This is a genomic window from Verrucosispora sp. WMMD1129 (assembly GCF_029581255.1).
In the GTDB taxonomy this organism is placed as follows: domain Bacteria; phylum Actinomycetota; class Actinomycetes; order Mycobacteriales; family Micromonosporaceae; genus Micromonospora; species Micromonospora sediminimaris.
The window spans coordinates 6,021,673-6,042,451 of the sequence record NZ_CP120741.1 but is presented as its reverse complement, the minus strand read 5'-3'; the positions used below and the strand labels follow the sequence as shown (position 1 = coordinate 6,042,451).

20 protein-coding genes are annotated in these 20,779 nt (G+C 71.5%); 16 read left to right on the top strand and 4 right to left on the bottom strand.

The window, feature by feature from the left end:
- The first annotated feature begins 67 nt into the window (after positions 1 to 67).
- Both O7624_RS28020 and O7624_RS28015 read left to right on the top strand, forming a co-directional pair.
- Entirely contained in the window at positions 68 to 1,639 is a 1,572-nt protein-coding gene (locus tag O7624_RS28020; protein ID WP_282237969.1) for an NAD(P)-binding domain-containing protein, read from the top strand.
- Positions 1,636 to 3,192 (top strand): AMP-binding protein, encoded by a 1,557-nt coding sequence (locus tag O7624_RS28015; RefSeq protein ID WP_282237968.1) that lies wholly within the window; start codon positions 1,636 to 1,638, stop codon positions 3,190 to 3,192. Before O7624_RS28020 ends, O7624_RS28015 begins: the two co-directional genes overlap by 4 nt.
- A 30-nt stretch (positions 3,193 to 3,222) precedes the next feature.
- On the opposite strand, the gene O7624_RS28010 is transcribed toward O7624_RS28015, so the two are convergent.
- On the bottom strand, positions 3,223 to 4,413 hold the full coding sequence (locus O7624_RS28010) for a hypothetical protein (protein WP_282237967.1): 1,191 nt from the start codon (positions 4,411 to 4,413) through the stop codon (positions 3,223 to 3,225).
- A 24-nt stretch (positions 4,414 to 4,437) separates the two neighbouring features.
- On the opposite strand from O7624_RS28010, the gene O7624_RS28005 reads away from it, so the two are divergent.
- The 6 genes from O7624_RS28005 to O7624_RS27980 all read left to right on the top strand — a co-directional run bounded on the left by O7624_RS28005 (position 4,438) and on the right by O7624_RS27980 (position 9,154).
- Positions 4,438 to 5,472 (top strand): hypothetical protein, encoded by a 1,035-nt coding sequence (locus O7624_RS28005; RefSeq protein WP_282237966.1) that lies wholly within the window; start codon positions 4,438 to 4,440, stop codon positions 5,470 to 5,472.
- Positions 5,473 to 5,583: 111 nt separating this feature from the next.
- Positions 5,584 to 6,654: a PHB depolymerase family esterase gene (locus O7624_RS28000; protein ID WP_282237965.1), complete on the top strand. Its 1,071-nt coding sequence runs from the start codon at positions 5,584 to 5,586 to the stop codon at positions 6,652 to 6,654.
- Between the two features lie 36 nt (positions 6,655 to 6,690).
- Entirely contained in the window at positions 6,691 to 6,876 is a 186-nt protein-coding gene (locus O7624_RS27995; RefSeq protein WP_282237964.1) for a hypothetical protein, read from the top strand.
- A gap of 137 nt (positions 6,877 to 7,013) precedes the next feature.
- A complete protein-coding gene (locus O7624_RS27990) occupies positions 7,014 to 7,316 on the top strand; it encodes a DUF1905 domain-containing protein (RefSeq protein WP_282240777.1) in 303 nt (100 codons plus the stop codon).
- A 63-nt stretch (positions 7,317 to 7,379) separates the two neighbouring features.
- The gene (locus O7624_RS27985) at positions 7,380 to 8,627 is read left to right on the top strand and encodes an NAD(P)/FAD-dependent oxidoreductase (RefSeq protein WP_282237963.1); all 1,248 of its coding nucleotides are present in this window, start codon (positions 7,380 to 7,382) and stop codon (positions 8,625 to 8,627) included.
- 8 nt (positions 8,628 to 8,635) lie between these two features.
- On the top strand, positions 8,636 to 9,154 hold the full coding sequence (locus O7624_RS27980) for a MarR family transcriptional regulator (RefSeq protein ID WP_282237962.1): 519 nt from the start codon (positions 8,636 to 8,638) through the stop codon (positions 9,152 to 9,154).
- Here the strand turns inward: O7624_RS27980 and O7624_RS27975 are convergent, their stop codons facing one another.
- On the bottom strand, positions 9,155 to 9,808 hold the full coding sequence (locus O7624_RS27975) for a hypothetical protein (protein ID WP_282237961.1): 654 nt from the start codon (positions 9,806 to 9,808) through the stop codon (positions 9,155 to 9,157).
- A 253-nt stretch (positions 9,809 to 10,061) separates the two neighbouring features.
- On the opposite strand from O7624_RS27975, the gene O7624_RS27970 reads away from it, so the two are divergent.
- Genes O7624_RS27970 through O7624_RS27955 form a run of 4 tightly spaced genes read left to right on the top strand, consistent with a single transcriptional unit; the run spans position 10,062 to position 14,829 of the window.
- Positions 10,062 to 12,104: a serine hydrolase domain-containing protein gene (locus O7624_RS27970; RefSeq protein ID WP_282237960.1), complete on the top strand. Its 2,043-nt coding sequence runs from the start codon at positions 10,062 to 10,064 to the stop codon at positions 12,102 to 12,104.
- 32 nt (positions 12,105 to 12,136) lie between these two features.
- Entirely contained in the window at positions 12,137 to 13,507 is a 1,371-nt protein-coding gene (locus tag O7624_RS27965; protein WP_282237959.1) for a histidine kinase, read from the top strand.
- Positions 13,504 to 14,160 (top strand): response regulator transcription factor, encoded by a 657-nt coding sequence (locus O7624_RS27960; RefSeq protein ID WP_282237958.1) that lies wholly within the window; start codon positions 13,504 to 13,506, stop codon positions 14,158 to 14,160. The genes O7624_RS27965 and O7624_RS27960 overlap by 4 nt, the downstream gene beginning before the upstream one ends.
- A gap of 45 nt (positions 14,161 to 14,205) precedes the next feature.
- Positions 14,206 to 14,829 carry a DUF6518 family protein gene (locus tag O7624_RS27955; RefSeq protein WP_282237957.1) on the top strand — a complete coding sequence of 208 codons (624 nt, stop codon included), beginning with the start codon at positions 14,206 to 14,208 and terminating at the stop codon, positions 14,827 to 14,829.
- A gap of 45 nt (positions 14,830 to 14,874) precedes the next feature.
- On the opposite strand, the gene O7624_RS27950 is transcribed toward O7624_RS27955, so the two are convergent.
- Positions 14,875 to 15,141 carry a metal-sensitive transcriptional regulator gene (locus O7624_RS27950; RefSeq protein WP_093408891.1) on the bottom strand — a complete coding sequence of 89 codons (267 nt, stop codon included), beginning with the start codon at positions 15,139 to 15,141 and terminating at the stop codon, positions 14,875 to 14,877.
- 152 nt (positions 15,142 to 15,293) lie between these two features.
- Here O7624_RS27950 and O7624_RS27945 point away from each other — a divergent pair, with 152 nt between their 5' ends.
- The 4 genes from O7624_RS27945 (at position 15,294) to O7624_RS27930 (ending at position 19,527) form a co-directional block, all read left to right on the top strand.
- Positions 15,294 to 15,884 carry a rhodanese-like domain-containing protein gene (locus O7624_RS27945; protein ID WP_282237956.1) on the top strand — a complete coding sequence of 197 codons (591 nt, stop codon included), beginning with the start codon at positions 15,294 to 15,296 and terminating at the stop codon, positions 15,882 to 15,884.
- Positions 15,881 to 17,644, top strand: coding sequence for a sulfate permease (gene sulP / locus O7624_RS27940; protein WP_282237955.1), 1,764 nt, complete (start codon positions 15,881 to 15,883; stop codon positions 17,642 to 17,644). Before O7624_RS27945 ends, sulP begins: the two co-directional genes overlap by 4 nt.
- A 2-nt stretch (positions 17,645 to 17,646) precedes the next feature.
- A complete protein-coding gene (locus tag O7624_RS27935; protein WP_282237954.1) occupies positions 17,647 to 18,063 on the top strand; it encodes a carbonic anhydrase in 417 nt (138 codons plus the stop codon).
- Positions 18,064 to 18,141: 78 nt separating this feature from the next.
- Complete coding sequence (locus tag O7624_RS27930; protein ID WP_282240776.1) at positions 18,142 to 19,527, top strand: rhodanese-like domain-containing protein; 1,386 nt, start codon at positions 18,142 to 18,144, stop codon at positions 19,525 to 19,527.
- 136 nt (positions 19,528 to 19,663) lie between these two features.
- Here O7624_RS27930 and hisC read toward each other — a convergent pair whose 3' ends face one another.
- Entirely contained in the window at positions 19,664 to 20,737 is a 1,074-nt protein-coding gene (hisC, locus tag O7624_RS27925; protein ID WP_282237953.1) for a histidinol-phosphate transaminase, read from the bottom strand.
- Positions 20,738 to 20,779 lie beyond the last annotated feature (42 nt).

Here is a 20,779-nt window from a genome sequence, read left to right as displayed (position 1 = left end):
ACCGTAGCCGGGGATTCTCAGAGCGGTCTGAGTTATCTCTGATGACCCGTCGCTACCGTCCGGGCACATGACGCACGACTACCTGATCATCGGTGCGGGGCCGGCGGGACTGCAACTCGGCGCGTCGCTCGAACGCGACGGTCACGACTACGTCGTCCTGGAAGCCGGTGCCGAGCCCGGCTCCTTCTTCCGCAGCTATCCGCGACACCGCAAGCTGATCTCCATCAACAAGGTCCACACCGGCTCCGACGATCCGGAGTTCAACCTGCGGATGGACTGGAACTCGCTGCTCAGTGACGATCCGGACCTGCTGTTCAGCCGGTACAGCCAGCGGTACTTCCCGGCCGCCGACGACCTGCTGCGCTACCTCGCCGACTTCGCCAGGGCGACCGGGGTGCGGGTCTGCTACCAGACCCGGGTGGTCCGCATCAGCCGCGACAGCGGCGGCTTCCACGCCCTCGACGCCGACGGCCACACCTGGCGGGGACGTCGGCTGATCGTCGCAACCGGTGTCTCGCAGCTGTACGTGCCGGCCATCGACGGGATCGAGAACGCCGAACGGTACGACACGGTCAGTGTCGACCCGGCCGACTTCGTCAACCAACGCGTCATGATCATCGGCAAGGGAAACTCCGGCTTCGAGACCGCCGACGCGCTGATGGAGACCGCCGCCGTGGTGCACCTGGCCGGGCCCCGCTCGGTCCGGTTCGCCTGGCAGTCACACTATGTCGGGCACCTGCGGGCGGTGAACAACAACTTCCTCGACACCTACCAGTTGAAGTCGCAGAACGCCGTGCTGGACGGCACGGTGGAGAGCATCCACCGCCAGCCCGAGGGCGGTTACCTCGTCCGCTTCCGGTACGCCCGCTCCGCCGAGGCGATCCGGGAGATCCGCTACGACCGGGTGATCGCCTGCACCGGATTCCGATTCGACGCGAGCATCTTCGACGAGAGCTGCCGGCCCCGGCTGGTGATCGACGACCGCTTCCCGGAGCAGACCCCGGCGTACGAGTCGACCACGGTCCCCGACCTCTACTTCGCCGGCACCCTCACCCAGCAACGCGACTTCAAACGATCGACAAGCGGCTTCATCCACGGCTTCCGGTACGGGGTACGGGCGCTGCACCGCATCCTCGCCTCCCGCTACCACGACACGCAGTGGCCGACCGCCCGACTGGAGGCGACCCCCGAGGCGATCACCGACGCGATCATCGCCCGGGTCAACCGTTCGTCGGCGCTCTGGCAGCAGTTCGGGGTGCTCGGCGACGTGGTCACGGTACGCGACGACACCGCCTACTACCACGAGGAGGTGCCGATGGCGTACCTCGCCGACGGCGGGCTGGGCGGCGGCTGGGCGCTCGCCGTCACCCTTGAGTACGGGCCGGACCACGATTCCGTCGACCCGTTCGACATCTCGGTGCCCCGGGTGGCGGAGAACGACGCGCATGGCGCACACCGGGCCACGTACCTGCACCCGGTCGTGCGGCACCACCGGGACGGGCAGGTGGTGGCCGTGCACCACCTGGCGGAGAACCTGGAGAACGAGTGGAACCTGCCCACCGTGCACCAGCAGCCGCTGGCGGTCTTCGTCAAGGAGTCCCTGGCCGGCGTCGCCCCGGCGGCAGGAGCAGCCGGGTGACGGCGGGAGCCGAAACGGGCTTTCCGCAGGCGATCCTCGACCTGCTGGGCAGCGGGCGGGCCCGGCCGGTCTTCGAACACGGTTCGCGCACCGTCGGCGCCGACGAGATGTCCGAGCTGATCGCCCGGATCACCGCAGGTCTCCAGGCGGCCGGAATCGGCCCGGGCGCTGGGGTGGCGGTGGCGCTCGGCGTGTCTCCGGAGGCGTTCGCCGCCATCGTCGCGGCCCAGGTGGTCGGCGCCCGGGTCGCCGGGGTACGCCCCGGACTGCCCGCCGATCACCTCCGGCACCTGCTCGGCCACCGGATCGCGGCGGTGCTCGTCGACCGCTCGACCGCGACACCGCAGCTGAGGTCGGTCGCCGCCGACCGTCCCCTGCTCGGCATCGGCCCGGTCGACGGGACACCCGACCTGACCGCCACCCGGACCGACGTCACACCACCGGTCCCCGCCGGGCATCCGGACGACGTCGCCCGGGTCGTCTACACCAGCGGCAGCACCGGCAACCCCAAGGGCTGCCTCCAGACGTACGGGTCCCTCGACGCCGCCTGGGCGGCGCACCCGGACCGGTGGCCGCCGGCGGTCCGCGACCTTGCCGGCCACCTCGACCGCTACCTGGTCTTCGGCTCGCTCAACAGTCAGGTGATGCTGGAGTACGGCGTCCTCACCCTGGCCGCCGGCGGCACGATGGTGATCGCCGAGCCACCTCGTGCCGGTGCACCGTTCTTCCCCGACGCGCTGGTCCGGCACCGGGCGACCGCCAGCGTGATCACCGTCCCCAGGCTGGCGAAGCTGGTCGCCGCCCAGCGCGCCGCGCCGGCCGACCTCGGCACGCTACGCGCCCTGCTGGTCTCCGGCGCGCCCCTGCATCCGGCCCGGCTCGCCGAGGCGCTCTCCGTCCTTGGGCCGGTCGTCTACCACGGCTACGGCCAGACCGAGACCGGCATGATCTCCATGCTGACCCCGACGGAGATGCTCGCCGCACCGGCCCTGCTCGCCTCGGTGGGTCGTCCACCAACCGCGGTCGAGGTGCAGGTCCGCGACACCGACGGCCGGCCGGTCACGGCCGGGGTCGAAGGGGAGGTCTTCGTCCGCACCCCGTCCCAGGCCAGCGGTTACTGGAACGAACCGGCAGAGACCGCCGAGGTCTTCACCGACGGTTGGGTACGCACCCGGGACCTCGGCCGGCTGGACCCCGACGGCTACCTGTACCTGCTGGGACGGGCCCGGGACGTCATCATCGTCAACGCCGACCTCCAGTACGCCGGCCCGATCGAACGTGTCCTGGCCAGCTGCGACGACGTCGCCGAGGCGTACGTGGTGGCCGCACCCGACGAGGAGACCGGCGAGGCGGTGCACGCCTTCGTGGTCCCCGCCACCCAGGGCCGGCAGCCGGATCCGGACGTGCTGCGCGAGCTGGTCCGCAAGCAGCTCGGCGAGCCGAGCACCCCCCGGAAGATCAGTTTCATCGCCGAGGCGCCGGTCACGGTCGCCGGCAAGCCCGACAAGCGACGCCTGGCCGGCCTGGCCGACGAGCGCGACGCCAGCGAGTGACGGATGCCACCCAAGCGCGCCGCCTGACGCTCACTGGACGGTGGTCTCGACCTCGGACAGCAGCCTCTGCATGGCGGTGCCGTGCGCAGCGGCCTGGTCGTGCAGACGGGCGGCAGACCCGGGCCCCCACAGGCGGGCGGCCAACTGCTGGTATTCCGAGAGTTTGGGCATCTTGCTGTCCAGGCGGAACAGGATGGCCAGCGGGCGGCGGCGCCACCAGCGGCTGATCCAGTCGATCGGTTGCGTCACCAGCAGCGCGCCGTAACTTGTCGGCACGGCCGGCGCGGCGGCCACCGCGACCGCCTTTTCGGTCAGGTTGAGCATCTCGGTCACGGAGACCGCCTCGCGTCCCGGGCCGCTCGCCTCCTCCAGCAGGGTTCGGTAGCGGGCCAGTAGTTTGCGGCGTTCGCGGATCGTGTCGGCGGCCTGCAACTCGGCCTTGAAGTCAGCGAAGTAGCGGCGGAATCCACTGAACTCGTCGCGGACTCGGAGCACTTGCTCGGGAATGTCGTCGAGACCGGACGCGCGGGACAGCACGAGCGCGGCGATCGGCGGGATCGGGATCGTCGACATGGCCGTCCACTCGGCGACGACGTCGCCTCCGGTGAGCGGTTCCTGGAGCGATTCGGCGATCCTGTCGTACAGCTGACGCGGCAGCGACCGGTAGGTCTTCTGCAGGGTGCCGGCGACGAACGGCACACGGTCGAAGTCGGGAAAGTAGTCGAGGCCGTGTGCGGCGGCCACCACCAGGTAGCCGTTGCCCCGGTACATCCGCTCCTTGACCACGGCCTCGCCCGCGCTGGCGAAGCTGCCGAGCCCGTCGACCTGGGCGAGGAGATTGTTCAGCCCGGCCGCGTAGTCCAGACCGGCCACCGCGCCGGTCTCGCTGGCCGCGGACGGGTCGTCGCCGCTGCCTTCGGCGACCCGCATCGCGAGTTCGTCGGGCAGTCGCAGCGCGATCCGGCGCAGTTCGTCGCGCGGCAGAGTCGGCACAAACGTCCGGTACAGCCCCTCGCGGGCGAGTTGGCTGCTGAGGCCACTGACGTACTCGTTCGAGGCCCCCAGTGCCTCCATCCGGTCGAGCAGCACCGCAGCCTCGCAGAGCGAGCAGAGATCGAGGAACCTGGGGAGAGTCAGCGCCTCTGGGCGGGACAGGACGCTGCTGGCGTTGGCCATCAGTGTCTGCGTCACCAGCGCCACATTCTGTCCGTTTGCGGCCACGACGTGCATTCTAGGATCGGCCCCATGATGCTGGGCTCGACGGGCGTCGAAGCGACCGAGTTCACCGGAACAGACCTTTGCGCCGTACGCGACCTGGTGGCGGGCGGCCAGATCGTCCTGCTCCGCGACGAGGTGCCCGCAGACCGCCAGACGGATCAGTGGCCGCAGTACATCGTCGAGTCGGTCGGTGAGTGTGCTGCGGTGCCGCTGTCCGCCCTGACCGGCGCGGGCGGGCCGCGCTATCCGCTGGTGATCGGCCCACGCGAGAGCATCCGCTACCTGTGCTCCTACGTCGACCGCATGCCACCGCCGCCATTTCCGTACGAGGCCCGGCCGGTGGTGACCGACTACCGGGAGTTCCGGGATCTGTGGGTGGCCGAGCCGGGCAGGTTCACGCCGGACACCGACGGCTACGCCATTGGCCACACGCTGGCGCTTCTGCATTCCCGCAACGTCCTGCACGGCGACGCGCATCGCGGTAACTGGCTGTTCGACCACGAAGGTCGGGCGCTGGTGGCCGACCCGAAGCCGGTTTTCCTTCGTTGTCCGCCGAGCCCGGAGCAGTGCGCGACCGACATCCGTCCACTGCTGCCCGCCCTGGACCCGAACGGCTGGATGAGCTTCCGGCTCAGTTACCGCAGGACCTGGCCGGAGGAGGGCCGGGTGATCGACCTGATCCAGCTCACCGACCGCACCGGCTGGGCAGCGGCGTTCCGCAACCGGGAATACCAGCGCGCCGCCGAGTTGATGGGCCGCCAGCTCACCGACGAGTGCACCCCGATCGTGCGGGTCATGCTGCTCGCCAACCGGGCGATCGCGCACAGCCGCACCGGCCGCCACGACGATGCGTGGCGGGACATCGCCGACGCCGCCCGGCTGGCGCAGGAGCGCAGCCCACACGTGGCCAGCGGACTCGCCATCGCCGTGGCCGTCGTGTCGGCCGACCAGGGCGACCGGGCGGCGGCACTGAACGCGCTGTCGATGGTGACCGGACAGCCCGAGCAGTTGCTCACCCGGCTTGAGCCGAGCGACGCTCAGCTACCGATCATGAACATGTAGACCGGCGGCCGACGCGCCCAGGTCATTCGCCACGACCAGTGACGCTGTGTCACATGCGGTCATGACACCGCGGCACTGACAGGTCGGCTGCGTCCGCGCTGTCATGGGTACATGTCCATCACCCCTGCCAACGAGTCCGCGACGAATGCCGACGCCGATTCTCGTCGTCCCCGGCGGCGGTGGCTGGGGATCGTCTCCAGCATCTTCGTCACCGTCGTGGCCGTCGTCAGTCTCGGCGTCGCCGCTCTCCAACTCGGCCTGCCCTGGCAGATGGGCGCGGGCGACCGCAACCATGTCTACCAGGGCCCTGCCGGTTCGCAGCGTTACCAGGTTCATCTCCCGCCCCAGCAGGACGGGACCGCCCGGCTGCCGGTCGTCATGGCGATCCACGGTTGCGCGATGACCGGCTACGGGTGGAACTCGATGAAGGCCACCACGCAGTTCAACAGCCTGGCCGACCGGGAAGGCTTCATCGTCGTCTACCCCACGCAGTTGATCTCCCGCAACGTGATCGCCTGCTGGAACTCGGCCGACCCTCGCCAGCAGCAGCGGCACACCGGAGAACCCGCGCTGCTGGCCGGTGTCGCCCGCGAGGTGGTCGAGAAGTACGACGCGGATCCGGCGCAGGTGCACGTGGCCGGCGCGTCCTCGGGGGCGGGCACCGCCGTCATCCTCGGCGCGACCTATCCCGACGTCTTCGCCACGGTGACCTCGGTCGCCGGCGGTGAGTACGGCCTCGACCAGGTCGACCCGGACGACCCGGACTCGACCTCACCGCTGGACACGGCGCGGCAGGCGTGGGCGCAGATGGGCGAACGGGCCCGGCGGGTGCCGCTGCTGATCATCCAGGGCGAGCAGGACGATGTCGTGCCGCCTCTGGTCGCCACCCGACTCGCCGCGCACTGGACCGCGGTGGGTGACCTCATCGACGACGGGCAGCCCAACGACAGCCTCGGCCGGACCGAGGAGACCACGTCCGTGCCAGCCGCCGCGGGACGACACGCGTACACGCATACGACGATCACCGCGTCGGACGGCTCGTCGATCGTCGAGTCGTACCTCGTCCAGGGCATGGGGCACGCCTGGCCGGGCCCGGACGGCGACGGCAGGTACACCGATCACGCGGGTCCCGACGCCAGCGAGATCGTGTGGCGGTTCGCCGAACGCCACACGATGCGGTGAGGACGGACAGGTTTGGTGTGGTCTGCACTCGGGCAGATGGCCGACATGTCCTTTTGGAGCTGGTTCAAGAAGCGGCGGCGCAGGAAGATCGAACAACAGCGCACCGAGGCCGTGGCCAGGGCGATGGCCCGTGGCGCCACCCCGGAAGAGGCGATGGCCGCCGGAGAACGCGCGGCGCGGGGTAACACCCGCGCCACGATGATGGGTGCCATCAACACCTGATCCGTGCGTGCGGCCGGGACGAGACGTCCCGGCCGCACCGGGGCCGGAACGGAACCTCAGCCGGCCGTACCCGGCGACGGCCGCGAGTCGCACGCGGTCGAACGGCGCTGTCGGGCCCGGGTGTGATGATGGGCGTCGTGATCGTGGAGTTCGACAGCGAGTTGTGGCTCTGGGCTGCCCGGCGCAATGAAAGCTGGACCTTCGTGAGCCTGCCTGACGATGCTTCCGAGGACATCCGGGACCGCTGCGGCGGGGCACGGCGGGGATTCGGCGCGGTGCGGGTCCGAGCGACCATCGGTGGCAGCAGCTGGACGACCTCAATCTTTCCCGACCGCACACGCGGCTGTTACGTGCTGCCGGTCAAGCGTGCCGTCCGCGCCGCCGAGGATCTCGACCCGGGCGACACCGCCATCGTCACCGTCGAGCTGATCGATCAATGACGCAGGGGGCATCGCAGGCCGGCAGCCCTTGCCCAAATTATCTTAGTCATTAAGATAACGCTCATGAGCGTATCGACTGACTTCTCGGTGGCGATCGCCGGCGGCGGCCTCTCCGGCCTCTGCCTCGCCCAGTACCTGATGCGCGCCGGCATCGACGTGCACGTCTACGAACGGGACTCGGGCCCCTTCGTCCGGCGGCAGGGCTACCGGATCATCCTCGACCGGTACGGGCTGGCGGCCCTGCGCGAGAGCCTGCCCCGCCCGCTGTACCGCCTGGCGCTGTCCACCGGCGACGAGCCCGGCGGGCAGCTGCGCTTCACCGACAGCCGGCTGCGCGACGCGTTCACCATCACCTTCAAGGACGAGCCGTACGCGACCCGCCAGGTCGACCGGCTGACCCTGCGGTCGATCCTGCAGTCTGGGCTGGACGGGCGCATCCACTACGGCAAGACGGCCGTCGCGGTGGACAGCGACGACCCGGCCCGGCTTCGGCTGCGGTTCTCCGACGGCGGGGCCGCCCCGGCGAACGTCGTCGTCGGCGCGGACGGCGTCGGCTCGGCGCTGCGCGCGCAGCTCATGCCGGACGCGCACCCGACCGACACCCCGATGGTGGGCATCTATGGCCGGTCTCCCCTGCGGCACCACGGCGAGAGCGTCATCCCGGAAGCGCTGCGCACCAGCGGGGTCCTGGCCATCGCCGACCGGCCCGGCCGCGCCTTCTTCTTCACCCCCATGCGGTTCGGCGAGCGCCCGCGCGAGGCATTCGCCCGTCTGGCCCCGGGCAGCTACGCGCCCACCGGCGACGACTACGTCATGTGGGCACTGCTGCTGCGGCGGGAGGAGGTGCCCATCGGCGTGCGCGGGCACCTGCTGACGCTGTGGGAACTGGCCGCCCGGATGAGTGCCGACTTCCACCCGCTCGTCCGGCGGCTGGTCGACACGGCCGAGTTGGACGCCACGGTGCTCAACCTCTTCGCCACCGGCCAGCGCCCGCACCGGTGGGCGGTACCCCGGGCGACGATGATGGGCGACGCGGTGCACGCCATGCCGCCGTTCGGTGCGCAGGGCGGCAACACCGCGCTGCGCGACGCTGCCCTGCTCGGTCAGCGGCTGGTCGAGGCTCGGACGAACGGCACCCCGGTGGAGGTGGCGATCGCCAGGTACCAGAACGAGATGGTGCCGTACGCCTTCCGCGCCGTCGACACCGCCGCTCGGCTGATGCGCCGCCTGACCGGGGGCGCCGCCGCACCGCACTGGGTGCTGACCCGGGTGTTACCTCGGTTGCACCGGGTCACCGTGCCGGAGGCATGATGACGGTCATGTCCCACGAGCCGGCCCGTGCCGCCGCGATCGCCGACCTCATGCGCGCCGGGCGGGAGACGTCGCGGCTGTCCATGGTGTTCCGGTACGCCATCGCGGAACGGCTGGGCCTCACCGTGAGCGACCTGGAGTGCCTGGACTACCTGGCGGACGTCGGCTCCGCCACCGCAGGTCAGGTCGCCGAGCGGACCAACCTCACCACCGGGGCGGTGACCAGCATGCTCCGCCGGCTCCAGCAGGCGGGCTACGTGACGGCCGAGCGCGATCCGGCGGACCGGCGGCGGGTCATCGTCGCCCTGCGGCCCGAGCGGATCGCCGAGCTGGCGCGACCGTACGAGCGGTTCGCCGAACGGGCGGAGCGGCTCGTCGAGGGGTACAGCGTCGAGGAGGTCTCTCTACTGGTTCGGCACTACGACCGCATGCAGGCGATGTACCTCGCCGAGTTGGACCGTCTCCGCAGCGACCCTGACGAAGGTGGGAATCGCGCGGACGCGGCGCGGAGCCACCCGGCAGGGTGATCAATTTCGGTCGGGTGCCGGCCCGTTGTCGTTGAACCGGAAGCTGCTCGCCGGTGGCGCGTCGCCCAACTCCTCCAGGATCAACCCGGACTCCCGCGACGTCCGCAGGTACGCCGAGTTGTTGCTGATCAGGAACCCCTCGTCCGCGTCCGCGGCGGAGATGGTGAACTGCTGTCGCGGCTCGTCCTCGCGGCAGGCGGCACCCTCCACCACCAGCGGTTGGCTGCCGCTCGGGTTGCGGACCCGCCAGCAGACCGGCTCACCGGCGCCCGGGCCGCCGCCCGCCCCCCGATAGGACCGGATCAGAAAGTTCTGCCCGCTCAGTGGGGTCGGCACGAACAGCTGCCGACCGCTGTCGTCGTCCACCTCGGCCAGGCGGCCGTCGTCGGTCAACGACAGTCCCGCCTCGAAGCCGTCGACCCGGGTGATGGTGACCTGACGGGTACCGGACAACACCGCCGGGGTGGCGGTCGGCACCGGGCTGGCCGGCACCGACGCCGTGGGCGCCGGCACCTCCCCGGTGGTGGCCTCGGCGATCGGCGTCCGGGTAGCCGTCGGCGACGCGGACCCCCCGTCGGTGGCACTGGTGCCACCGCAACCTGCGACCCCCACCGCCAGCGCCGCCAACCCCACTCCGGCAGACCACTTTCGCATCGACATTCCTCGCTCCCCATCGGGGCCGTAGGGCCGGCGCACCGCCCCCCCGGCCATCCTCGTCGATCGACGTACCCGGCAGGGCGCGCGGGTATGCGGTCGCACCCTGGGTTGCTACTCAGGTCGTAAGTCGAATGCCGTCCTGCGCCAGATGTCGCGTCGACGGCGCTCCCGCAGGCTGGCACCAGGCCCCGGGTGACGCCGTACGGAAGCATTCCGGACACCCGGGCGGCCCGGAAGGTGGCTACCGACCATGATCCACAAGACCGTGACCCGACCTCGCGCAACCCGATCCCGCTCGCGCCGCGTACGAGTCGGCGCTGCCCTGGCCACGGCGGTCGCGGTCGCCGCGACGGTGGTGGGGTGCGGCACTCCGCAGAGCGCCCCGGCACCGCCCGGCTCGGCACCGCCCGCCCCGGCCGAGCCCGCCGCCTTGACCGGCGCGAACGTCAACACCTGGCTCGACGGGCTGCTGCCGGCCGCGCTGGCGCGTACCGGCGTCGCCGGCGCGAGCGTCGCCGTGGTCCGGGACGGCGAAACCCTCACCGCCCGGGGCTATGGCCACGCCGACACCGGTGTCGGTGACGCGGCTGCGGTCCCGGTCGATCCCGACCGGCACCTGTTCCGGGTGGGATCGGTATCCAAGCTGGTCACCGCCACCGCGGCACTGCAACTCGTGCAGAGCGGCAAGCTCCAGCTGGACACCGACATCGGCGAGTACCTCGACTTCACCGTGCCCCGCCGCTATCCGCAGGACGTCACGCTGCGGCACCTGCTCACCCACACCGCCGGGTTCGAGGAGCGGATCGCCGGCCTCATCGGCACCACCGGGACCGACGTCGACCTGCGGGCCGCCCTGATCAACGACCCGCCGGAGCAGATCTACGAGCCGGGCACGGTGCCGGCCTACTCCAACTACGGCAACGCGCTGGCCGGCTACCTCGTCGAGCGGGCCAGCGGCCTCCGTTTCGAGGAGTACGTCGCCAGCAACGTGCTGGCCCGCGCCGGCATGGCATCGTCCACCTTTGAGCAGCCGTTGCCCCCGCACCTGAGCGATCGGATGTCCAACGGGTACGAACGCGCCGGCGCGCCCGCAGCGCCGTTCGAGATCGTGAGCACTCCCCCGGCCGGCGCGCTCAGTGCCCCGGCGACGGACATGGCCCGGTTCATGCTCGCCCAGCTGGGCGAGCAGGTGGGTGAGGCACCGCTGCTCGACGCGCCGACGCGGGAACTCATGCAGCGCCCGGCACTCGACGCCACGTCACTCGGCACGCTCGCCGAGGGCCCTCGGATGACCCTCGGCTACTTCGACGAGAGCCGCAACGGGCACCGCATCCTCGGCCACGGCGGCGACACCCGCTACTTCCACTCCCACCTCCAGCTCTACCCCGACGACCGGACCGGCATCTACCTCTCGCTGAACAGCACCGGGGAGGGTGCGCTGGACAGTCACGAACTCCGGCAGGCCGTGTTGAACGGCTTCGCCGACCGCTACTTCCCCGCCGGGGCCACGCGACAGGTCGCGGGCACGCAACCGGTCGCAGACGTCGACCCGGCCACCGCCGCCGAGCACGCCGCGCTGGCCGCCGGGACGTACGAGAGTTCGCGGGCGGTGCGGAGCAACTTCCTGACCATGATGGGTCTGGTCGGGCGTACCACGGTCAGCGTCGCCGACGGCGACCGGCTGCTGTTCGAGCCCGCGCCACTGTCCGACTCCCCCGCGCTGTACGAGGAGGTCTCGCCGTGGGTGTGGCGCGAGGTCGGCGGGCAGCGCACCGTGGCGATGCGGGTGACCGACGGACAGGTGGAGGCGATCAGCTTCGACTCCGCGTTCGCGCTGCTGCCGGTGCCGGCCGAACGGGACTCGGCACTGGTGCTGACCGTGCTCGCCGCATCCACAGTGGTCCTGCTGCTCGTGGCCCTCTCGTGGCCGGTACGCGCCATCGTCCGCCGCCGCCTCGGCCGCGCACCCCGGGACCGGGCCGGCCGAACGGCGCGGATCCTCACCCGGGTCGCCGTCGCCGGCACGCTGCTCGCCCTCGCCGGCTGGGCGGTGAGCCTGGTCAGCATCATGGGCTTGCAGGATGTCTCCGCGACCAGCCTGCGGGTGGTGCAGCTGATGCAGCTGATCGGCCTGCTCGGGGTGCTGCCGGCCGCCGTCCGGCTGGTCGACGACATCCGACGCCGGACCGGCTGGCACCGGATCACCGGCGGCGTGGCGGTGCTGCTCGCGCTGGCCGGCACGGGTTGGTTCGCCGTCGAGTTCATGCTGCTGGCCCCTAGCATCTCCTACTGACCGAAACGAACCGGAACGAGGACGACAATCGCATGTCCGACCACAGCGGCACCGTCACGGACGCCGTCGACGTCCCGGGTCCACCCCGGCTGACCCGCTGGTTCGACGATCGGCTGACCCGGGTCGGGGTGACCGGTCGGTTCGCGCGGGACTGCCTGCTCGCGGCGCTGCTCACCGTGCTGACGTTCCTGGTCATGACGCTGTTGTTCCGGTTCGTGGCACCGGCGCAGGGGCTCACCTTCGGCCCGGCGCGGGTCTGGCTGGTCATCGCCCTGTGCAGCGGGCAGGCGATGCTGCTGTGCCTGCGTCGGGTCCGGCCACGGCTCTGCCTCGCGCTCGTCGTCGGCGTCCAGGTGCCGGTCATCGTCCTCTCGGTACCCGAGGCGACGATCCGCGGTATCGCACCGTTCGTCGCGGCGTACACCGTCGGCACGCTGCTCCCGCTCCGCTCGGCGCTGCTGGCTGCCGGCGCGGCCGTGGTGGTGGAGACGTCCGGCGTGGCCGTGGCGGCACGAGCTGCCGACGCGGCTGACTTCGCCATCGGCGGCCCGGGCCCCGGGCCGCTCGTCACGACCGTCGGACATCTGGCCACCAGCGCCCTGGTCTACGCCGGTCTCGTCTTCGTCGGCAGCTACGTGGCGACCTACCGGCGGTACCTGCAACTGGTGCGGGCCCGGGCGGACGAGGCGGTGCGGGCACAGCAGGCCACGGTGCGCGCTGCCATCGGCGCGGAACGCGCCCGGATGGCGCGCGAGTTGCACGACGTCGCCGCCCATCACCTGTCCGGCATGGTGGTGCAGGCGGCGGCGGCCGAGCGACTGATCGACCCGGATCCGTCCGCGGCGAAGACCGCGGTGGCATGGATCCGATCCCAGGGCAAGGAGACCCTCGACAATCTCCGACTCGTGGTGGGGGTGCTGCGCGGTCGGACCGGGGACAGCGACGGCAACGCTCCGGTGCCCGGGTTGGCCATGCTCGACGATCTCGTGAGCGACGCCCGGCAGCTCGGCAGCCCGGTCGAGATCGTCCGGCACGGGCAGCACCGGGACGTGCCGCCGATCGCCGACGTCGCGCTGTACCGGATCGTCCAGGAGTCCCTCTCCAACGCCCGCCAGCACGCGCCGGGGGCGCCGGTCCGCGTGCAACTGCGCTTCCTGCCGCGGCAGGTCTCGCTTGAGGTGAGCAACGACCGGCCGACCCGACGACCCGAGCCGAGATCCCCGGTCACCGGTGGGGTCGGGCTGGTGGGCATGCGCGAGCGGGCACATCTGATCGGCGCGCAGTTCACCGCCGGCCCGACGACGACCGGCGGATGGTCGGTCACCGTGACGGTGCCGACGACCGGAGACGATGCCCGCGCCACCGGGGCGACGGCGACCGTGAACGGAGACGACCAGAGATGATCACAGTGATGCTCGTCGACGACCAGTCCGTCGTCCGGGCCGGCTTCCGCGTCATCCTCGAACAGGCCGGCGACATCGAGGTGGTGGGTGAGGCGTCGAGCGGGTCCACCGCCGTCGAGCTGGCCCGCCGGCTCCGGCCCGAGGTCATCTGCATGGACGTACGCATGCCCGGCGGCGACGGCCTCACCGCGACCCGCCGGATCATCACCGAGGCGGTCGGGTCGCCGCCGGCCGTGCTGGTGGTCACCACCTTCGACCTCGACGAGTACGTCTTCGGCGCGCTGGAGTCCGGCGCCAGCGGTTTCATCCTCAAGGACTGTGAGCCGGAGGAACTGATCGAGGCGGTGCGGCGCCTCGCCGACGGTCAGGGGCTCGTCGACCAGGCCGTCACCCGACGCGTGATCGCCGAGTTCGCCCGCCGCACCCCGGCACCGGCGACCGATGCCGCCGCCGCGCATCAGCTCACCGCGCGGGAGGTCGAGATCATCGGCCTGCTCGCCCAAGGGCTGTCGAACGTCGAGATCGCCGACGAGTTGTTCATCGAGACCAGCACGGTCAAGTCGCACCTCGGCCGCGCCATGGCCAAGATCGGCGTACGGGACCGGCTCCAGACTGTCGTCTGGGCCTACCGCAACGGCGTCGCACCGCGTTGACCCGCGACGCGCGGCCTCGGTGCATACCCGGTATGCTCGCAGCCCATGCGACCTGAACCCGACAACCGGCGGGTGGCGCTCGCGGCGACCCTGGGCGGACTGCTGCTCGGCTGCCTCGACTTCATCTGGATCAAGTACGTGCCGTATCCCGTCGGCGACCTCGGCAACTCCAGTGCGGTGTGGGCGGTCGCCGCCTACCTCTTCGGCTTCTGGGTGCGGTCGGGCAAGCTGCGCGCGGCGGCGGGCGCCGCTGTCGCACTCGTGGTCGCGGTACCCAGCTACTACGTCACGGCGGCGGTCGTGCAGGGCGACGACTGGTCCGTGCTGTGGGCACCGACGTCACTGCTCTGGATGTGCTTCGGCGTCCTCGCCGGAGTGCTCTTCGGCATCGCCGGAACATGGACACACGTGGCAGGTTGGCGACAGGTGGTCGGGCCGGCGCTGCCGGCCGCGGTGCTGTTCGCCGAGGCGGGGCTGGAGATCCGCCGGATCGGCGACCCCAGCTACGGCGACGACCCGATCTGGGACGCCCTGATCAGGATCGCGCTCGGCCTGCTGGTCCTCGCCCTGGCCGGGCGGACGAACCGGCAACGCGCGCTGGCTCTCATCGCGGCGTTGCCACTGGCACTGGCGGGCCTGGCGGCGTTTCTGATCGCCGGTTTCCGCTGACCGCGGCCCCGACTCCGCCGGGGCGCGACCGTTCGGCGACGAACCTCAGGCCAGCGACAGGAAGAGCTTCTCCATCTGTTCGAGGTTGGCCTTGCGGTCGTCCCCGGCGGAGCCGCTGACGCACTGCTCCAGGCCACTCGCGATGATCTTGAAGCCGGCCCGGTCCAGCGCGCGCGAGACCGCCGCGAGCTGGGTCACCACCTCGGCGCAGTCCCGGCCGTCTTCGAGCATGCCGATGACGCCGCGAATCTGGCCCTCGGCACGGCGAAGTCGCTTGACCACGTCACCTACCGCGTCCTCGTCGACCTGCATCCCCACCCCTCTCCACTCGTCGAACAACAGTACACCGGGGGGTATTTCCGGGCGGCCGACCGCGGGCCGTTTGCGGTTCTCCGATCCTTGGTCAATACTCGGATCCAGATACCCCCCGGGGTATGAAGCCGAGCCTGAGGATGGAGTGTCCCGTGACCGCCAGGAGCAGTTCCCCGACCATCGACGTGCCCGCCGCACGAGCCCTGATCGCCGACAACCCCGACGTGCTGATCGTCGACGTACGCACCCCGGGCGAGTTCGAGACCGCGCACGTGCCCGCCTCGATCAACCTGCCGCTCGACCAGGTCGACGCGCACCTCGGCCGGATCGTCAACGACGCGGGGGGCCGGATCCTGCTGATGTGCCAGTCCGGCAACCGGGCCACGACGGCCTGCGCCCGGCTGGCGAACGCCGGCCTGACCGATGCCACCGTCATCACCGGCGGCATGAACGCCTGGGTCGCCGCGGGCGGACCGGTCGAGCGTGGTCGGCAGCGGTGGAGCCTGGAACGCCAGGTCCGCCTCGTCGCCGGCGGGGTGGTGCTGCTCGCCGTCGTCGCCAGCGTCTGGGTGCCCGCCGCCCGCTTCGTGGCCGGCTTCATCGGCGCCGGCCTGACGTTCGCCGCCCTGACCGACACCTGCGCGATGGGAGCGATGCTGTCCCGGCTGCCCTACAACCGCGGCGCCGGTTGCGACGTCGACCGGTCCCTGGCGCGGCTGCGCAACGATCGGCAACAGGCGTGAACGGTACGGAGTACGTCCGGCAGGACCGCTCCGGCCCGGCCCGGGTGGTGCCCCTGCTCGGATGGTTGCGCCACTACGACCGTCGCACCCTGCGCCACGACCTGATCGCCGGTCTGACCGTGGCGGTCATGCTGGTGCCGCAGAGCATGGCCTATGCCGCGCTGGCCGGTATGCCCCCGGTCACCGGGCTCTACGCCTCGGTCGTGCCGCTGCTGGTCTACGCGCTGCTGGGCAGCTCCGGATCGTTGGCGGTCGGGCCGGTGGCCATCACCGCGTTGATGACCGGCACCGCGCTCGCTCCGCTCGCCGACGGCGACCCCGCCCGCTACGCCGCTCTCGCCGGCCTGCTCGCCCTGCTGGTCGGCGCGATCCAGGTGCTGATGGGTGTGCTCCGGCTCGGCGCCCTGGTCAACTTCATGTCCCACTCGGTGCTGTCCGGCTTCACCTCCGCCGCCGCGATCGTGATCGCGGCCAGCCAGGTGAAGGACCTGCTCGGACTCGACGCGGGGCGGGCGGAGACCTTTCCGCAGATCGCCGCGTCGCTCTGGCGGTCGGCCACCACCGTCCACCCGCTGACGGTCCTCGTCTCGGCGACCAGCGTCGCCGGTCTGCTACTGGTTCGCCGCTACCTGCCGAAACTGCCCGGCGCCCTGCTCGTGGTGGCGGGCGTCACCGTGGCCAGCGCCGCCTTCTCCCTCGGCACGCACGGCGTGCGGATCCTCACTGAGGTCCCCGGCGGGCTTCCCGCCCCCGCCGTCCCCGCGCTCGGCGGCTCGGACGTGGCGGCGTTGCTGCCGGCCGCCGTGGCGATCGCCCTGGTCGCCTACATGGAGGGCATCGCCGTGGCCAAGTCCCTCGCGGCGCGGAGCCGCCAGCAGATCAACCCCAACCAGGAACTCGCGGCGGTCGGTTCGGCAAACGTCGCGGCCGGCCTGTTCCAGGCGTTTCCGGTGGCCGGCGGCTTCTCCCGCAGCGCGGTGAACTACTCGGCCGGGGCACGCACCCCCTTGGCCAGTGTGGTCACCGCCCTGATGGTGGCCCTGACCGCGGTGTTCCTCACGCCGGCCTTCCACCACCTGCCCAAGGCGGTGCTCGCCGCCATCGTGGTGGTGGCGGTGCTCGGGCTGGTCGACCGGCGGTCGGCGGTGACCGCGTGGCGGACCCGCCGCTCGGACGGGCTGACCCTCGCGCTCACCTTCGCGGTCACCCTGCTGTTCGGGGTCGAACCCGGTCTCGCCGCCGGCGTGACCTTCGCCCTGGCGGTCTTCCTGTGGCGTTCGGCCCGGCCGCATCTGGCCGAACTCGGCCGGGTGCCGGGCACGCAGACGTACCGCAACGTGGCGCGCTACGCGGGCCTGATCACCGACCCCCGGGTCGCGATCGTCCGGGTGGACGGGCCGCTGTACTTCGCCAACGCCCAGTTCCTGGAGGACCGACTGCTCAGCCTGGCCGAGCAACGGCCGGAACTGACGGCACTGGTGCTCGACGCCAGCGCGATAAGCGACGCCGATGCCGACGGTGCCCACGCCGTCGCCGAGTTGCACAAACGTCTCGCGTCCCGGGGCGTGGCGCTGCACCTGGCCACGGTCCGTGGGCCGGTGCGCGACCTGCTCGGGCGGGCGGGCGTGTGGCAGACGGTGCACAGCGGCGGTCAGGTGCACCCCGACCTGACGGCCGCGGTGGCGGCCAGCGGCGGCGGGGCGACGCAGCCGGTGGTCGACACACCCGCACGGCCGCCGTCGCCACAGGAGGTGTTCTAGCCGTGCCCGACCGGTTCGCCACGCTGCTGAGCTGCATCGACGGCCGCATCCAGCGTCCCCTCGACGAGTGGGTGAAACGGCATCTCGACGTCGAGTACCTCGACACCATCACCGAGCCCGGGCCGGAGGCGCTGCTGGCCACGACGGGTGAGTCCCGACTGGACACTCTGCTGGAAAAGGTGCGGGTCTCCCAGCGGGCACACGGCAGCGCGACCCTGGTCGTCGCCGCGCACTCGGACTGCGCGGGAAACCCGGTGAGCGTGGCCGAGCATCATCGTCAACTGCGCGCCGGCCTGTCCCGGTTGGCCACCCGGCTGCCGGGCACCCGCATCCTGGCCGTGCACGCCGGCCGATGCGGCGAGCGGTGCTGGGCACCCGAACTCGTCGCGGAGGTGATCCCGCCGAAGACCGGACCGTAGCACTGTGCCCACCATATACCCCCAGGGGTATGGCGGAAGAAGTCCCGTCGACCGTTCTCGTCATGAAGGAGTTTGACCCTGCTGTTCACCCAGTACTACCTGGACTGCCTCTCCCAGGCGTCGTACCTGATCGCCGACGACACCACCGGTCGGGCGGTCCTGGTCGACCCACGCCGCGACATCGAGGAGTACCTCACCGACTCCCGGGCCCGGGGGCTGACCATCGAGGGCGTGATCAACACCCACTTCCACGCCGATTTCCTCGCCGGGCATCTGGAGGTGGCGGCGGCGACCGGCGCCTGGATCGGGTACGGCCGACGCGCCGAGACCGAGTACCCGATCCGCAAGCTGACCGACGGCGACCGGATCAGCCTCGGCGAGGTCACCCTGCAGATCATGGAAACGCCCGGACACACCCCGGAGTCGGTGAGCGTGCTGGTGTACGAGCACGCCGAGGACACCGTGCCGTACGGCGTGCTGACGGGCGACGCGCTGTTCATCGGCGACGTGGGCCGGCCCGACCTGCTCGCCTCGCTCGGCGTCACCGCCGACGAGCTGGGCAGCATGCTCTACCACAGCGTGCACCGCAAGCTGATGGCCCTGCCCGATGCGGTGCGGGTCTTCCCGGCCCACGGCGCGGGCTCGGCCTGCGGCAAGAACCTGTCGACCGAGCGGCAGTCCACCATCGGCGAGCAACGCCGCACCAACTACGCCTGCGCGCCGATGAGCGAGGACCAGTTCGTCGAGCTGGTCACCGGCGGTCAGCCGGCGGCACCCGGGTACTTCGCCTTCGACGCGGTGCTCAACCGCAAGACCCGCGAGCTGTTCGACCACGCCCGCGCCGCCCGGCCGCTCACCCCCGCCGAGTTCCTCGCCGCCCGGGCCGACGGCGCCATCGTCGTCGACACCCGCGACCCGCACGAGTACGCCGCCGGGCACCTCCGTGGCGCGATCAACATCCCCGCCGACGGCCGCTTCGCCGAGACCGCGGGTAGCGTCGTCGCGCCCGAGCGCACCATCCTCGTCATCGCCCACCAGGGCCGCGAGGAGGAGATCGTGACCCGCCTCGCCCGGATCGGCTTCGACCATGTCGCCGGCTACCTGCGCGATCCCGAGGACGCGTTCCGCGAGATGGTCGCCGACCTCACCCCGGCCAGCCGGGTCACCGCCACCGAGCTGCGCGAGTCCCTCGACCGGACCGAGCCGCCGCGCGTGCTCGACGTGCGCAACGCCGGTGAGCGTGAGCAGGGTTCCATCGCCGGGTCGCTGCACATCCCGCTGGCCGAACTGCCCCGGCGACTCGACGAGGTGCCCGACGACCGGCCCGTCGTCGTGCACTGCGCCGGCGGCTACCGCTCCTCGGTCGCGGCCAGCCTGCTGCGCCAGGCCGGCCGTACCGACGTCGCCGACCTGCTCGGCGGCTACGGCGCCTGGCAGGCGCTGCGGCAACCCACCGCAGCCTGAGCCCGACCGGTGCGGGCGTGACCGCTCCTGTCGCGGTCACGCCCGCACGCTACCCGGCCGCGCGCCGGCCGGTTCCCACGCCGCGAACGGCCCGAACCGCGGCCGGACAGCCGGAGACCGGGCCGACGGGAACGGCTCAGCCGTGCAGCTTGAGAGCCTGGAGCAGCTCGTCGTTCTCCTCGGGAGTGCCGATCGACAGCCGGACGCCACCGTCGATCACACTGCTGCGGTCCCGCAGCCGGATGCCCTGCGCGGCCAAGGCGCCGCACAGCCGCTGCGGATCCTCGGTCCGCAGCAGCAGGAAGTTCGCGTCCGACGGGAACACCTCGATCACCGCCGGCAGCTGCGCCAAGGCGTTGCGCACCCGATCCCGCTCGGCGACGATACGCTCGATGTTGCGGCGTCCCTGGGCGATGCCCGCAGGCGAGATCGCCGCGCCGATCGCGCGGATCGCCGTGACGGTGAGCGGGTACGGCGGCATGATGCGACGGAGGACCCCGACGACCTCCGGGTGGGCGAGGGTGATGCCGCAGCGCTCACCGGCGAGGCTGTACTCCTTGGACAGCGAGCGCACGACGACGAGATTGGGATGGCCGGCGATGTCGCCCGCGAGTGACGGCTGTCCCGAGTAATCGAGGTAGAGCTCGTCGACCACCACCATCGCCCGGCCGCGTAGCCGCTCGGCGAGCCACAGCACGGACGCCCGGTCCATCAGGTTGGCGGTCGGGTTGTTCGGCGAGCAGACGAAGACGAGCTTGATCCCGGGATCGGCGTCGCAGGCCGCCAGCATCGCGTCGGTGTCGAGCTGGTACACCCCGGGCACGAGGGGCACCCGGCACACCGACGCACCCTGGATGGCCGCAGCCGTCTCGTACATGACGAAGGTCGGCGGTGTGATCAGGATGCCGTCCCGGCCGGCCGCACAGAACGCGCGGACCAACAGGTCGATGGACTCGTCCGCACCACGCGACAGGAAGAGCTGCTCCACCGGCAGGCCGTAGATCTCGGCGAAGCGGCTCAGCAGCGACGGCGGCTGCGGTTCCGGGTACCGGTTGAGGCCCTCCTGCTCGGGCCCGCCCGGGTACGGCGGGTAGGGGTTCTCGTTCGCGTCGAGGTGGACCCGGGCGACCTGCTCCGCCTCGACGCGCGCCGAACTGTAGGGCCGCATCGCGTAGATCTCGGGCCGGACCAGCGAAACGATGTCATCCACGAGCTACGCGATCCTCTCCGGCCGGGCCGGGGCCGCCCCCGG

What these genes read in the sequence shown, in the direction of transcription:
- O7624_RS28020 (WP_282237969.1), top strand. Translation starts at nt 68, where the DNA reads ATGACGCACGACTACCTGATCATCGGTGCGGGGCCGGCGGGACTGCAA.
- O7624_RS27975 (WP_282237961.1), bottom strand. Translation starts at nt 9,808, where the DNA reads ATGCGAAAGTGGTCTGCCGGAGTGGGGTTGGCGGCGCTGGCGGTGGGG.
- O7624_RS28005 (WP_282237966.1), top strand. Translation starts at nt 4,438, where the DNA reads ATGATGCTGGGCTCGACGGGCGTCGAAGCGACCGAGTTCACCGGAACA.
- O7624_RS27980 (WP_282237962.1), top strand. Translation starts at nt 8,636, where the DNA reads ATGTCCCACGAGCCGGCCCGTGCCGCCGCGATCGCCGACCTCATGCGC.
- O7624_RS27970 (WP_282237960.1), top strand. Translation starts at nt 10,062, where the DNA reads ATGATCCACAAGACCGTGACCCGACCTCGCGCAACCCGATCCCGCTCG.
- O7624_RS28000 (WP_282237965.1), top strand. Translation starts at nt 5,584, where the DNA reads ATGTCCATCACCCCTGCCAACGAGTCCGCGACGAATGCCGACGCCGAT.
- O7624_RS27950 (WP_093408891.1), bottom strand. Translation starts at nt 15,141, where the DNA reads ATGCAGGTCGACGAGGACGCGGTAGGTGACGTGGTCAAGCGACTTCGC.
- O7624_RS27960 (WP_282237958.1), top strand. Translation starts at nt 13,504, where the DNA reads ATGATCACAGTGATGCTCGTCGACGACCAGTCCGTCGTCCGGGCCGGC.
- O7624_RS27965 (WP_282237959.1), top strand. Translation starts at nt 12,137, where the DNA reads ATGTCCGACCACAGCGGCACCGTCACGGACGCCGTCGACGTCCCGGGT.
- O7624_RS27995 (WP_282237964.1), top strand. Translation starts at nt 6,691, where the DNA reads ATGGCCGACATGTCCTTTTGGAGCTGGTTCAAGAAGCGGCGGCGCAGG.
- O7624_RS27955 (WP_282237957.1), top strand. Translation starts at nt 14,206, where the DNA reads ATGCGACCTGAACCCGACAACCGGCGGGTGGCGCTCGCGGCGACCCTG.
- O7624_RS27985 (WP_282237963.1), top strand. Translation starts at nt 7,380, where the DNA reads ATGAGCGTATCGACTGACTTCTCGGTGGCGATCGCCGGCGGCGGCCTC.